Here is a 12,946-nt window from a genome sequence, read left to right as displayed (position 1 = left end):
TTAGAAACAGCGCAGGTTGTCTGGCAAGAAAAACTACCTATGTGATACACCATTGAGCACTGACGCTGCGTGATTGTTATCTTCGTTTAGCGATCACCTGATTGAAACTAAAGCATTTTTTGTCTTTGGCTACTGTCGGGCTCCGAAGCACCTTCTGGAAAAGCCGAATAATCAAAGCCCATCTTTTTGGCAATCCAAAGCCAAGGTTCCTGCTTTTGCCGGGCGCGCGGCTGGGATAGCGTGGCAGTCATGAGCAGTACTCCTCGATTCATTCACCTCCGTGTTCACACCGAATATTCCCTGCTGGAAGGCGCCGTGCGGCTGAAAAAGCTGCCCGGTTTGTGTGATAAGATGGATATGCCCGCCGTCGCTGTGACGGATACTAACAGCATGTTCTCGGCTTTGGAGTTTTCGGTCACCGCCAGCGGGGCCGGAGTGCAGCCGATTATGGGTTGTCAGGTTGACCTGACCTATGTGCAGGCGCAACCGGGCGAAAAGCCCAAAACACCCGCACCGGTGGTTTTGCTTGCCCAGTCCGAGGCCGGGTATGAGAACCTGATGAAGCTCAGTTCGTGTCTTTACGTCGACAAGGGTGGGCAGTTGCCGCAGGTGACTCTGGAAGAACTTGCGGAACGATCTGAAGGGTTGATCTGCTTGTCCGGTGGGCCGGATGGACCGGTTGGGATGTTGTTGCAACAGGGTCAACGCCCCGCGGCTGAAGCCTTGGTGGACCGATTGTCAGCGATGTTCGCCGATCGCCTCTATATCGAACTCCAGCGTCATCCGGGTGAGGGCGGTCAACCCGAGGCCGAACGTCTGACCGAGCGTGGCCATGTGGAAATGGCCTATGCCAAGAACCTTCCTCTGGTCGCCACCAATGACGTCTATTTCCCGACCACAGATATGTACGAAGCGCACGATGCGCTGATTTGTATCTCGGAGGGGGCCTATGTCGATCAGCAAGAAGGTCGCCGTCGCCTGACCGCGCAGCACTATTTCAAGTCGCAGCAGGAGATGGCGACTTTGTTCGCCGACTTGCCTGAGGCAATTGAGAACACCGTTGAGATTGCCAAGCGCTGCGCGTTCATGGCCTATCGCCGCGATCCGATCCTGCCGAAATTCGCTGATGACGAGGTTGCCGAACTGCGCCGTATTGCGAATGATGGTTTGCAAAAACGCCTGGCAGTGATCCCGCACGCAGTAACGCCAGAGGAATATCAGGAACGCTTGGATTTCGAGCTCGACATCATCGAAGGCATGGGGTTCCCCGGCTACTTCCTGATTGTTGCCGATTTTATTCAGTGGTCCAAGGATCACGATATCCCGGTCGGGCCGGGTCGGGGCTCGGGTGCGGGATCTTTGGTGGCCTATGCGCTAACGATTACTGACCTTGATCCGCTGCGCTATTCGCTGCTTTTCGAACGGTTCCTGAACCCGGAACGGGTTTCGATGCCGGACTTCGATATCGACTTCTGCATGGATCGCCGCGAAGAGGTGATCCGTTACGTGCAGCAGAAATATGGCCGCGACAAGGTGGGGCAGATCATCACCTTTGGTGCGTTGCTGTCGAAAGCTGCCGTGCGCGACATTGGGCGCGTTCTGCAGATGCCATACGGGCAGGTGGATCGCCTGTCCAAGATGATCCCGGTGGAAGGCGTCAAACCCGTCTCCATCGAGAAGGCGCTGAAAGACGAACCTCGTCTGCGCGAAGAGGCGCGCAACGAAGAGGTTGTGGACCGCCTTCTGACTTATGGCCAGCAGGTCGAGGGGTTGCTGCGAAACGCGTCGACCCACGCGGCGGGAGTGGTTATCGGAGACCGCCCGCTGGATGCGCTGGTGCCGCTGTATCAGGACCCGCGATCCGACATGCCGGCCACTCAGTTCAACATGAAATGGGTGGAACAGGCCGGGCTGGTAAAGTTCGACTTTCTTGGTCTGAAGACGCTAACTGTGATCCAGAATGCGATGGATCTGATCTTCAAATCCAACCGTCCATTGCACGTCGCCGCCGACGGAACCGAGCTTTATGAGCCTGCCGACGGGGCCGAGAACCAGATCAACGCCATCCCTCTGGATGATGAGGCAACGTACAAACTCTATTCCGCGGCCAAGACGGTAGCGGTGTTTCAGGTGGAATCCTCGGGCATGATGGATGCGCTCAAGCGCATGAAGCCGACCTGTATCGAAGATATTGTTGCCCTAGTGGCGCTCTATCGTCCCGGTCCGATGGAGAACATCCCGACCTATTGCGAGGTGAAGAACGGGCTTCGCAAGATTGAATCCGTACACCCCTTGATCGACCATATCCTTGAGGAAACCCAGGGCATCATCGTCTATCAGGAACAGGTGATGCAGATCGCGCAGGTTATGGCTGGGTACAGCCTTGGTGGTGCCGACCTGCTGCGCCGCGCGATGGGTAAGAAAATTAAAGAAGCGATGGATGCCGAGCGCCCGAAATTCGAAAAGGGTGCGGGCGAGAATGGAGTCGATGCCAAGAAGGCCAGCGAAGTCTTCGACTTGCTGGAAAAATTCGCCAACTACGGCTTCAACAAATCCCACGCAGCCGCCTATGCCGTGGTCAGTTACCAGACAGGCTGGCTGAAGGCGAACCACCCGGTCGAGTTTATGGCCGGTGTCATGAATTGCGATATCCACCTGACCGACAAGCTGGCTGTATACTTCGAGGAGGTGCGCAAAGGGCTGGAATTGCCTTATGTGCCGCCTTGCGTAAACCGCTCGCTGTCGACTTTCGATGTGGTCGACGGCCATCTTGTCTATGCATTGGGGGCACTAAAGAACGTGGGCGTCGAGGCGATGAACCTTGTGGTCGCGGGGCGCGAAAGCAAGCCGTTCGTGAACCTGTTCGACTTTGCCCGCAAGGTTGATCTGAAGAGGGTCGGCAAGCGCCCGCTGGAGATGATGGCGCGGGCAGGGGCCTTCGATCAGCTCGACAAAAACCGCCGTCGCGTGTTCGAAAGTCTCGATCCGTTGGTGCAATATTCGGCGGCAATCCATGACCAGAAGAACTCGAACCAGGTGTCGTTGTTTGGTGAAGCCGGAGACGATCTGCCCGAACCGCGCCTGTCGCCTTCGCCAGACTGGCTGCCGGCGGAACGTTTGAGCGAAGAATTTAAGGCTATTGGTTTCTATTTGTCAGGCCACCCGTTGGATGACTACATGCCCGCGTTAAGGCGTAAGCAGGTTCTGACGTTGGACGAAGTGACCGAAAAGGCGCGTTCGGGCCCTTTGATCGCTAAAATGGCCGGAGTTGTTGCCGGACGGCAAGAGCGAAAGTCCGCACGCGGCAACCGGTTCGCCTTTGCCCAGTTGTCCGACCCGACAGGTGCATATGAAGTAACGCTGTTTTCAGAAACGCTCGAAAAGTCACGCGAGTATCTGGAAACCGGAGCACAGGTGGTGCTGACCGTCGAGGCGACGATGGAAGCTGACCAACTCAAGCTGCTGGGGCGCTCAGTCGGCCCGGCGGATTCCGTTGTGGCAGAAGCCGGGGCGACGGGCCTGCGTATCTTTGTTGACGCAGCGCAAGCGGTGCCAACCGTGGCAAAAGTTCTTGAGGATGCCGCAACTGCCGCTAAAGGCGCGGCGCGCGGACCGATCCAATTGTTGTTACTGGACCCAAGCCTGCCAGGTGATGTCGAAATGGACCTGGGCGCTGAGTTTCCGATCAACCCGCAGATCAAAGGCGCGATAAAATCGCTGGAAGGTATTCTGTCCGTCGAAGAGATCTGACCTCTCTTTGTTGCCAGACAGTTAGCACCCCGCTAGGCTGACCCGACAGAGATGTCTTTGGGTCATGCCGCAGGAGGGTGTTGATATGACAATTGCAGGTCTCAATTTCAGAAGAGTTTTGTTTGGAGCGACGGCATCGCTGGCTTTGGTTGCAGCCTCGGTCGCGTCGGCGGACGACAAGAAGAAAAAGAAGACCCTTGAGGGCGCGCTGATCGGCGCAGGTGTTGGTGCGATTGTCGGTGATGGAAAAGGCGCCGCAATTGGTGGCGTGGCCGGAGCCATTATTGGACATAACTGGAAGTGATGGTGATGCAGTTTAACAAACTTGGAATGTCAGCTTGCGCCGCAATTCTAGCGGCTCCGTGCGTGGTATCTGCCGATGAAGCTGCTGAGCAGATGGTGCAGGACGCATTGCCTGTGATGCACTATACCTGCGCCTCAATAGCTGAAGAGGCGGATGGTGACGAAGAATTTGTTGTGACTGTAGTCGCAAAAATGACGGCGCTATCTCTTCATAATCGTCAGATCAATATCGAAGAACATGCGGCCACAGATGAGGAAAAGGCCCAGTTGCGCGAAGCCTTCATAGCGGCGCTGTCGGAAGGATGCGCCGCGGATAAGGATGCCCTTTTGGGCGGCGTGGTCGACAACGCGGTGAAAAAGTCGCTGGGGCTCTAAGTCATCAATAATGTGGCGGGCGTTCGTCGCCCAAAACGATCCCGCCCGAGCCTTCCTGCGCCCGTTCGCCTTCGCGGCGCATCAGCATTTCGACACGGCGTGTCAAACGATCAATCTCGTCCTGTTGTCGAGTGACGACCGAGTTGAGGTCTTCGACCGTACGGGCAAGATGGGCGATCTGCTCTTCCAGATGCTGCATGGGGGACTCCTGTGTCTTAGGCCGGTCATAGCGACCCGGATAGCGCATGGCCAGCGAAAGCGCGCCTTGCCCCGATGCAGGCCATGGGATAGACCGCGCGCGGAACAAGGCAACTCCCAAGGACGTCCCACATGGCCAAGCCCAAGAAACAGCCCCGCCCCAAGGCCGTAACGCCAAAAGGGTTCCGCGACTATTTCGGCCAGGAAGTCACGCAGCGCACCGAGATGCTGCGGGCTATTGCGGACGTCTATCATCAGTACGGGTTTGACGCCCTGGAAAGCAGCGCGGTTGAAACCGTCGAGGCGCTGGGCAAATTCCTGCCCGACGTAGATCGCCCGAATGAAGGCGTCTTTGCGTGGCAGGAAGTCGACGAGAATGACAAGGGCGACTGGATGGCCTTGCGTTATGATCTGACCGCGCCGTTGGCCCGCGTCTATGCGCAGCACCGCAACGATCTGCCAACGCCTTATCGCCGCTATGCGATGGGGCCGGTCTGGCGGAACGAAAAGCCGGGGCCGGGGCGGTATCGTCAGTTTTATCAATGCGATGCGGATACGGTGGGTACGGCCTCGATGGCCGCAGACGCCGAGATTTGCGCGATGCTGTCTGATACGTTGGAGACCGTGGGCATTCCGCGCGGCGACTATCTGGTGCGGGTCAACAACCGCAAGGTTCTGAATGGCGTGCTTGAGGCCATGGGGCTTGGCGAAGACGTCGCTGCCCGCGACAACGTTCTGCGCACCATCGACAAGTTCGACAAAGTTGGCGAGCAGGGCGTGCGAGAGCTGCTGACCAAAGGCCGTCTGGACGCCTCTGGCGCGTTTATCGACGGCGTTGGCCTCAGCGAGGATCAGGCTGAGCCGGTGATCGCGTTTCTGACCTCCAAGGCCGCCGAAACCGCCGGAACATTGGCCAACCTGCGCGCCGCCGTAGGCGACAGCAAGATCGGTGCAGATGGGATCGCCGAGTTGGAACAGATCGGAACCCTGTTGGATGCGGGCGGGTACGGCGCGGACCGGATCGAGATTGACCCTTCGGTCGTGCGCGGCCTGGGTTATTATACCGGGCCGGTATATGAGGCCGAGCTGACCTTTGAGATTTTCGATGAGAAAGGCCGCAAGCGGCAATTCGGATCGGTCTCGGGTGGTGGTCGCTATGACGATCTGGTCAAACGCTTCACCGGGCAGGAAGTTCCGGCGACCGGCGTCTCCATCGGTGTCGACCGTCTGCTGGCTGCCCTGCGCGAAAAAGGCAGGATAGCCGCGCAAGCCACGGGTCCTGTAGTCGTGACCGTTATGGATCGCGACCGGATGGCCGACTATCAGGCGATGGTGGCGGAACTGCGCAATGCCGGTATTCGGGCCGAGGTCTATTTGGGCAACCCCAAGAACTTCGGTAATCAGCTGAAATATGCGGATAAACGGAACTCTCCGATTGCAGTGATCGAGGGCGGTGACGAGAAAGCCAATGGGATCGTGCAGATCAAGGATCTGATCCTGGGCGCGAAGATTGCCGAAAGCGCCACGCTCGAGGAATGGAAAGAACGCCCCAGCCAGTTCGAAGTGTCACGTGGTGATCTGGTCGCCAAAGTGCGCGAGATTCTGGACAGTCAGGACTGACCGATGCCCAATCGTTCCCAGATACAGGCCCGCGCCGCGATGATGCGTGTCCGGTTCGAAGCCGCCGGGGCGCAGGTTGTGGATACGCCCCTGCTGCAACCGGCTGAAACGTTGCTGGACCTTTATGGCGAAGACATCCGCGCGCGTGCTTACGTGACTTCGGATGCGTTGCGTGGCGAACAGATGCTGCGCCCGGATTTCACCCTTCCGGTGGTGCAGATGCACATGACCGAAGGGGCTGAACCCGCGCGCTATACCTATTCAGGTGAAGTGTTTCGTCGGCAAGAGCATGACCCGGATCGATCCAACGAATACATTCAGGTCGGATATGAAGTTTTCGATCGCAATGATCCCGCCGGGGCCGATGCAGAGGTGTTTTCCCTGTTTGCCCTGCAATTGCGGGGGCTGCCCCTGCGCGCGGCAACCGGTGACATCGGCATCCTGACGGCGGCTGTTCAGGGGCTGCGCACTACGGATCGGCGCAAGGCCGCGCTGATGCGCCACCTGTGGCGTCCACGTCGGTTCCGCGTCTTGCTGGACCGGTTCGCCGGACGAAAGCCCGAGCCGGATCACCGCACAATGCTTTTGGAGGCTGCAGACCCGATGGGGTTTGACGTTCCTATGATCGGAAAACGCCGCGCTGCCGAGATTGAGGCCCGCATCGACGCGTTGCGCGAAGATCGTGAGACGCCGCCAATTTCGGACAACGAGCTTGCAGGCCTGGAATCTCTGCTGACCGTTCGGGAAACCATGCCCTTTGCTTTGGAGCAGTTGCGGGATGTGGCCGTTGACCTGCCTCAGATCACCCCGGCGCTGGACAGGCTCGAGGCAAGAATTGCTGCCCTGCAGGCGCGTGGTGTTGACGTGAGCCGGTTGGATTTCGAGGCTGCCTATGGGCGTACGTCGATGGAGTATTACGACGGGTTTGTCTTTGGGTTTTATGCCGAAGGTCGCCCCGATTTGCCTCCGATTGCCACCGGCGGGCGTTACGATGCGCTGACGCGACAACTGGGCAACGGGGCAGAAATTCCAGCTGTTGGCGGCGTACTGCGCCCGGACCTGATGCTGGAAATCGAGGAGGCCGCGCAATGAGCTTGAAACTGGGCGTGCCCTCGAAGGGCCGATTGATGGATAAGACCTTTTCGTGGTTCGAAAAGCGCGGCATCACATTGTCGCGCAGCGGATCAGACCGCGAATATGCCGGTAAGGTTGAAGGGATCGACGGAGTCTCGCTGATCCTGCTGTCTGCCGGGGAAATCCCCCGCGAACTGGCAGCTGGCCGCATTCATATGGGTGTCACCGGAACAGATCTGGTGCACGAAAAATTGCCACGGTGGGAACAGCAGATTGAAGAAGTCTCCGAGTTGGGCTTCGGCAAAGCGGATCTGATCATTGCGACCCCTGCCTGTTGGGTCGATGTCGAAACCCTGGACGATCTCGATGCTGCGGCGGCAGCGTTTCGCAAAACCCACGGGCACCGGTTGCGGATTGCGACCAAATACCACCGATTGGTGCGCGAGTTTCTGACGGACGCTGGGGTTGCAGATTACACTCTGGTCGACAGCCAGGGCGCAACCGAAGGCACTGTGATGAACGAAACCGCCGAGGCGATTGCCGATATCACCTCGACAGGTGAGACATTGCGCGCAAACCACCTAAAAATCCTGTCGGACGGCCTGATCCTGCAATCACAGGCCACGCTGTGGCGTAGTCGGGTTGCCAGCTATGGTGTGGGTGAAAAAGAGGTTCTTTCCGAATTGCTTGACCGGCTGAGCTGATTACAGCACGCCGATGTCCGCCAACGCGCGATTCAGATCGTCGGGCAGAGAATCATCCTCGGCCCGTCCTTTGGGAAGATCGGCAGGCGTATCTTCCGGTTTGAGGTATCGCCACCCTTGGAACGGGCGTTTCAAGGCATTCTGTGTGCGGTGCACCTCAGGGTCCAGCACGATGGCGCAGCGGCGTATACCGTCCTCGCCGCGCACTTCGTCCAGCCGCAGGATCTTCTGGCGGCACTGTACGACACCCTTGATCACCCAATAGATTGATCCGCCGTTCAGAATCTCGGCCTCGCGCTTGGGCCACATGCGGGTGACGTGGCGCGGCAAGCCGTCTTCATAAAGCGGTTTGCGGCTATCCTGCCATTCCATCAGCGTGTCGACGCTTTCCGATCCGACGGAGAGTTTTATGAGGTTTATGTACTTATCCACAGCTTTCCCACAGAGTCGTCCCAAGACCGTCTATACATTGTAGCTCAAGAAAGCCTGTCATCAAGGTGTTGTGGTTAAGGTGTGATCTGGGATAATCTGGATACCTCTTTCAGAACAGGGAATCACCAATGAGCCGCTTTGCCGCCCCCATCGCCGAGCAGATCTGGGACATGAAATATCGTTTCAAACAGGCCGATGGCACGCCCATTGACCAAACGGTTGAGGACAGCTGGCGGCGTATCGCTCGCGATCTTGCGCAGGTCGAAAAAGACCCGGCGCATTGGGAGCAGAAGTTCTTCGAAGCGCTGGAAGATTTCAAATACCTGCCTGCTGGCCGTATCACCGCTGGCGCAGGCACTGCGCGACGTGTGACGCTGTTTAACTGCTTTGTCATGGGCACGGTGCCGGACAGCATGGGCGGTATCTTCGATATGCTGAAAGAGGCCGCGCTGACCATGCAGCAGGGTGGGGGGATCGGCTATGATTTCTCGACCATTCGCCCGCGCGGAGCGGATGTGCATGGGGTCGCGGCGGATGCATCCGGGCCTCTGAGCTTTATGGATGTATGGGACGCGATGTGCCGCACCATCATGTCCGCAGGTTCGCGCCGGGGTGCGATGATGGCGACCATGCGCTGTGACCACCCGGATATCGAACAGTTCATCACGGCTAAGTCCGACCCTGCACGCCTGCGCATGTTCAACATGTCTGTGCTGGTCACCGATCCTTTCATGGAAGCTGTCAAAGCCGATGGCCCGTGGGAGCTGGTGTTCGAAGACAAGGTTTACCACACCGTTCAAGCGCGTGATCTGTGGAACAAGATCATGCAGGCCACCTATGACTATGCCGAACCGGGTGTGATTTTCATCGACCGGATCAACAATGCCAACAACCTCAGCTATGCCGAAACCATCGCGGCGACGAACCCGTGTGGCGAGCAGCCGTTGCCGCCATATGGTGCATGTCTGTTGGGGTCGATCAACCTTGCCCGTCTTGTGGCAGAGCCGTTCGAAGATGCGGCCCATCTGAATGAGGCTGCCCTGCAAGAGCTGGTCGCGACAGCCGTCCGCATGATGGACAACGTTGTCGACGCGTCGAAGTTCCCGCTGCCCGAACAGGCCGCCGAGGCGCAGGCCAAGCGCCGTATCGGGCTGGGCGTGACCGGGCTGGCAGATGCCTTGCTGATGCTGGGTCTGCGCTATGGATCGGACGAGGGCGCGCGTCAGACCGAGCTCTGGTTGAAAGCGATTGCGCGCGCCGCGTATCTGGCGTCGGTCGACTTGGCGAAGGAAAAAGGGGCGTTCCCTCTGTTCGACGCCGAGAAATACTTGGAAAGCGGCACGATGCAGCAGATGGATGATGACGTGCGCGATGCAATCCGCGAACACGGTATCCGCAACGCTTTGCTGACTTCGATCGCGCCGACGGGGACAATTTCTCTCTATGCGGGGAATGTGTCGTCAGGGATCGAGCCGGTCTTTGCCTATGCCTATACGCGGAAGGTCCTGCAAAAGGATGGCTCGCGCACTGAAGAAGAGGTCGTGGACTACGCCGTGCAGATGTGGCGCGACAAATTTGGCGACAAAGAGCTGCCAGACTATTTCGTCAACGCACAGACGCTGTCCCCCTCCGATCACGTCAAGATGCAGGCCGCGGCGCAGAAATGGATCGACAGCTCGATCTCGAAGACGATCAACTGCCCCGAGGACATCAGCTTTGACGCTTTCAAAGATGTGTACATGCAGGCCTGGGATCAGGGGTGCAAAGGGTGCACGACCTATCGTCCGAACGATGTGACGGGGTCCGTCCTGACCGTGTCGGAAAGCGAAGACAAAGCGCCGGGTGAAAGTGCAAGCGCACCGCATGAAATTGACGGTGGCGACGTGATCTACATGTCGGAGCCGCTGGATCGCCCACAATCTCTGGAAGGGTCGACCTATAAGTTGAAGTGGCCCGACAGCGAACACGCGATCTACTTGACGATCAATGATATTGTCATTGGTGGCCGTCGTCGTCCGTTCGAAGTGTTCATCAACTCGAAGAACATGGAGCATTACGCCTGGACGCTGGCGCTGACCCGCATGATCTCGGCCGTGTTCCGCCGGGGTGGGGATGTGTCTTTTGTTGTGGAAGAACTGAAGGCCGTGTTTGACCCGCGCGGTGGCGCATGGGTTCAGGGCAAGTATATCCCGTCGATCCTGGCCGCAATTGGTGGCGTGATCGAACAGCACATGATCAATATCGGCTTTCTTGAGGGCGAGGGCATGGCGCTCAAATCCGACCCCCAGGCTCAGGTCGTCAACATGGACGCGCCACGCGGCAAAGCCTGCCCATCCTGCGGCCAGTACGACATGGTGATGATCGAGGGCTGCATGACCTGCCGCAGCTGCGGTCATTCAAAATGTGGCTGATGTCGTGAATTTCAGCGTGTTCCGCTGTGAAGTGACCCATAGATTGCCCAATTCGTTCTAACTTGGGTCCACTATCTACACATAGTTTGTACATTGAGCGGCTTCACAACGATGCTTTCGGGGTGAAGCCGTCTCTATTTTGAGTATGGGGCTTGAGTAGATTTTGGACGCGAAAATCTTGCTTCGGTCACATCCAAAGTCGCACAAGTCCTTTGTTGGTTGCGTGATTAGTAAACAAAATCAGATATTTAAATCCGTTCACCCGGTGGTACGGCCTTAATGACGGCTTCGAAAAAGTGTTCCGCAGGAACATCGAGCGCCCGCGCAATGATCACCAATTCTGGCACATCAATACGCCGCTGACCCGACTCGATCCTCGCAACGAACGATTGATGACACCTTAACCGCTCCGCCAAGGCTGCTTGTGAGAGATTTTGGGATTTACGGGCTGAAATGAGCGCTTCAATGAGCGCCAAGTGTCCGTCGGTGTGAAGTGTTTTGGTCAATTGAGTGTCCGTAAGATGCTTCGGACACTTCCAGTAATCTCATTTTCAGATTATCTAAAAATCAGATTATACATGTAAGGTGGGTAGTGATGCCAAATATACATATAACCCTTGCGGACCTGTATTGCGCTTTGGGCGTTTCGCAAAGCTCTCTGGATTCAGCTGCCATCGACGACATACAGGTTGGGTGTTGAGATGACAGGCGTGAAAGCAGGCGATGTCTCAAACACCAAGGAAGCTATCCTATCGAAGTTTGCACCGGTACTGGCGCTAAAGTCGACAGCACTGCAGCCCACTTCTAGTTTGCAAACATTGAAAATACAGGAGCTACATCAGGCATGGGCTGTCTTTACGGACGTATTGCCATCAATCCTTGCTCAGTGTTCCGGCCTTTCAACGCATCCAAAGAGTGGGGAGGGTCCGTTTTCCGAGCTCCTTTGGGATTTTCTAAATGGGCGTGAAATTTGCATTTCCTTGAACAAGTTTGGCGGTTTCGATCTAAGCATCAATGCCGAAAAAGTGCAGTGGATGGAGACACAATTGCCGCTGGAACTGCTCTTTCTGAAATTACTGGCCCTCGACTACACCCCTGAGGAATTTAGGGCTCTGGCGGGCTGACCGAGCCGAGAGAACACACAATGACAATCTGGTATACGGCTGATACGCATTTCGGCCACGAAAACATCATGCGGTTTTGCAACCGCCCCTTCATGTCGGCATCGCAGATGGACGCGGCACTGTTGGAAAACATGTGGAAGGTGGTCGGCCCGGAGGACCAACTTTGGATTCTGGGTGATTTCGCTTTTGGCTCCAAGGCCAAGGACAGCGCTTATGTTGAGCAGATATTCAATCAGTTGCCGGGCGCTGAGCGTCATTTGGTCGTTGGCAATCATGATCTCAAGCCAACACTGGAACTACCCTGGGACTCCATCGCGCACTTCGTAGAATTGCAGGATGGTCCCCAAAACCTGCCCAACACATTGTGCCACTACCCAATGGTTACCTGGAACCATGCTCGCAAAGGTGCACTACAGCTCTTCGGTCATGTTCACGACAATTGGCGCGGGTCTCGCAATTCTGTGAATGTCGGCGTTGATGTGTGGGACTTTATGCCGGTTACCTTTGCCGATATTGCGCGTCGGGCAAAGAAGTTGCCGCTAAACAAGCATTGGGGCGATGTTGAGCATAGGGCGAAACTCAACACTTAGACCGCTACGAGGGCAAGATTTGAAGGCCTTTTCAACGACCCAATTGAGACGCAACACGTCTGAAATCCTGGAGGCGGTTCAATGTGAACCCGTTATGATCACTAGGTACAGGAAATCTCTCTTTGCGATGATATCACGCGAACACTTCGATGCCATGCAACGCGCGCTAAACTCCGCCACCTTGGGTAAGGAGACAGAGCATACACGGTGAAGGGCGGAAGGTGTGAATTCGCCGCGTTCGCAAATAGCCCAATACGCTGCCTGCAAAGCTGCCTTTCGCTACATAATCAGAATGATGCTCCACCCTGTTGGAAGATGAAACATCTACTCGGATTGCATTGTCACAAATTTGCGCGCATCAAATT

13 protein-coding genes are annotated in these 12,946 nt (G+C 56.8%); 9 read left to right on the top strand and 4 right to left on the bottom strand.

Annotated elements, in window-relative coordinates:
• Positions 1-107: 107 nt before the first annotated feature.
• Positions 108-251, bottom strand: coding sequence for a hypothetical protein (locus tag AC2FFP_RS02695; RefSeq protein ID WP_496843695.1), 144 nt, complete (start codon positions 249-251; stop codon positions 108-110).
• Between AC2FFP_RS02695 and dnaE the strand changes: the two genes are divergently transcribed.
• From dnaE to AC2FFP_RS02680, 3 genes are all read left to right on the top strand, one after another.
• On the top strand, positions 250-3,750 hold the full coding sequence (gene dnaE, locus AC2FFP_RS02690) for a DNA polymerase III subunit alpha (RefSeq protein ID WP_496843694.1): 3,501 nt from the start codon (positions 250-252) through the stop codon (positions 3,748-3,750). The two genes, AC2FFP_RS02695 and dnaE, sit on opposite strands and share 2 nt — an antisense overlap.
• Before the next feature lie 85 nt (positions 3,751-3,835).
• The gene (locus tag AC2FFP_RS02685) at positions 3,836-4,054 is read left to right on the top strand and encodes a YMGG-like glycine zipper-containing protein (RefSeq protein ID WP_282151813.1); all 219 of its coding nucleotides are present in this window, start codon (positions 3,836-3,838) and stop codon (positions 4,052-4,054) included.
• The gene (locus tag AC2FFP_RS02680) at positions 4,054-4,428 is read left to right on the top strand and encodes a hypothetical protein (RefSeq protein WP_496880733.1); all 375 of its coding nucleotides are present in this window, start codon (positions 4,054-4,056) and stop codon (positions 4,426-4,428) included. Before AC2FFP_RS02685 ends, AC2FFP_RS02680 begins: the two co-directional genes overlap by 1 nt.
• A gap of 4 nt (positions 4,429-4,432) precedes the next feature.
• On the opposite strand, the gene AC2FFP_RS02675 is transcribed toward AC2FFP_RS02680, so the two are convergent.
• Entirely contained in the window at positions 4,433-4,627 is a 195-nt protein-coding gene (locus AC2FFP_RS02675) for a SlyX family protein (protein WP_058275721.1), read from the bottom strand.
• 131 nt (positions 4,628-4,758) lie between these two features.
• Between AC2FFP_RS02675 and hisS the strand changes: the two genes are divergently transcribed.
• Genes hisS through hisG form a run of 3 tightly spaced genes read left to right on the top strand, consistent with a single transcriptional unit; the run spans position 4,759 to position 8,024 of the window.
• Positions 4,759-6,246 (top strand): histidine--tRNA ligase, encoded by a 1,488-nt coding sequence (hisS, locus tag AC2FFP_RS02670; RefSeq protein ID WP_496696219.1) that lies wholly within the window; start codon positions 4,759-4,761, stop codon positions 6,244-6,246.
• 3 nt (positions 6,247-6,249) lie between these two features.
• The gene (locus tag AC2FFP_RS02665; protein ID WP_496770418.1) at positions 6,250-7,338 is read left to right on the top strand and encodes an ATP phosphoribosyltransferase regulatory subunit; all 1,089 of its coding nucleotides are present in this window, start codon (positions 6,250-6,252) and stop codon (positions 7,336-7,338) included.
• Positions 7,335-8,024 (top strand): ATP phosphoribosyltransferase, encoded by a 690-nt coding sequence (gene hisG, locus AC2FFP_RS02660; protein WP_058275488.1) that lies wholly within the window; start codon positions 7,335-7,337, stop codon positions 8,022-8,024. Before AC2FFP_RS02665 ends, hisG begins: the two co-directional genes overlap by 4 nt.
• On the opposite strand, the gene AC2FFP_RS02655 is transcribed toward hisG, so the two are convergent.
• Positions 8,025-8,456: a DUF1489 family protein gene (locus tag AC2FFP_RS02655; protein WP_282118950.1), complete on the bottom strand. Its 432-nt coding sequence runs from the start codon at positions 8,454-8,456 to the stop codon at positions 8,025-8,027.
• 128 nt (positions 8,457-8,584) lie between these two features.
• Here AC2FFP_RS02655 and AC2FFP_RS02650 point away from each other — a divergent pair, with 128 nt between their 5' ends.
• Positions 8,585-10,867: an adenosylcobalamin-dependent ribonucleoside-diphosphate reductase gene (locus AC2FFP_RS02650; RefSeq protein ID WP_496843691.1), complete on the top strand. Its 2,283-nt coding sequence runs from the start codon at positions 8,585-8,587 to the stop codon at positions 10,865-10,867.
• 248 nt (positions 10,868-11,115) lie between these two features.
• Here AC2FFP_RS02650 and AC2FFP_RS02645 read toward each other — a convergent pair whose 3' ends face one another.
• A complete protein-coding gene (locus AC2FFP_RS02645) occupies positions 11,116-11,373 on the bottom strand; it encodes a helix-turn-helix domain-containing protein (RefSeq protein ID WP_282157034.1) in 258 nt (85 codons plus the stop codon).
• A 195-nt stretch (positions 11,374-11,568) separates the two neighbouring features.
• On the opposite strand from AC2FFP_RS02645, the gene AC2FFP_RS02640 reads away from it, so the two are divergent.
• Both AC2FFP_RS02640 and AC2FFP_RS02635 read left to right on the top strand, forming a co-directional pair.
• Positions 11,569-11,991 carry a hypothetical protein gene (locus AC2FFP_RS02640; protein WP_282157035.1) on the top strand — a complete coding sequence of 141 codons (423 nt, stop codon included), beginning with the start codon at positions 11,569-11,571 and terminating at the stop codon, positions 11,989-11,991.
• Positions 11,992-12,011: 20 nt separating this feature from the next.
• Entirely contained in the window at positions 12,012-12,581 is a 570-nt protein-coding gene (locus AC2FFP_RS02635) for a metallophosphoesterase (protein WP_282157036.1), read from the top strand.
• Positions 12,582-12,946 lie beyond the last annotated feature (365 nt).

This window comes from Ruegeria sp. YTSC004, from assembly GCF_059609805.1.
Note: the sequence above shows the minus strand (reverse complement) of the source record. Positions and strands in the feature narration are given on the sequence as shown.

Coding starts and splice junctions, on each gene's coding strand:
- dnaE (WP_496843694.1), top strand. CDS start 250: ATGAGCAGTACTCCTCGATTCATTCACCTCCGTGTTCACACCGAATAT.
- AC2FFP_RS02695 (WP_496843695.1), bottom strand. CDS start 251: ATGACTGCCACGCTATCCCAGCCGCGCGCCCGGCAAAAGCAGGAACCT.
- AC2FFP_RS02685 (WP_282151813.1), top strand. CDS start 3,836: ATGACAATTGCAGGTCTCAATTTCAGAAGAGTTTTGTTTGGAGCGACG.
- AC2FFP_RS02680 (WP_496880733.1), top strand. CDS start 4,054: ATGGTGATGCAGTTTAACAAACTTGGAATGTCAGCTTGCGCCGCAATT.
- AC2FFP_RS02675 (WP_058275721.1), bottom strand. CDS start 4,627: ATGCAGCATCTGGAAGAGCAGATCGCCCATCTTGCCCGTACGGTCGAA.
- hisS (WP_496696219.1), top strand. CDS start 4,759: ATGGCCAAGCCCAAGAAACAGCCCCGCCCCAAGGCCGTAACGCCAAAA.
- AC2FFP_RS02665 (WP_496770418.1), top strand. CDS start 6,250: ATGCCCAATCGTTCCCAGATACAGGCCCGCGCCGCGATGATGCGTGTC.
- hisG (WP_058275488.1), top strand. CDS start 7,335: ATGAGCTTGAAACTGGGCGTGCCCTCGAAGGGCCGATTGATGGATAAG.
- AC2FFP_RS02650 (WP_496843691.1), top strand. CDS start 8,585: ATGAGCCGCTTTGCCGCCCCCATCGCCGAGCAGATCTGGGACATGAAA.
- AC2FFP_RS02640 (WP_282157035.1), top strand. CDS start 11,569: ATGACAGGCGTGAAAGCAGGCGATGTCTCAAACACCAAGGAAGCTATC.
- AC2FFP_RS02635 (WP_282157036.1), top strand. CDS start 12,012: ATGACAATCTGGTATACGGCTGATACGCATTTCGGCCACGAAAACATC.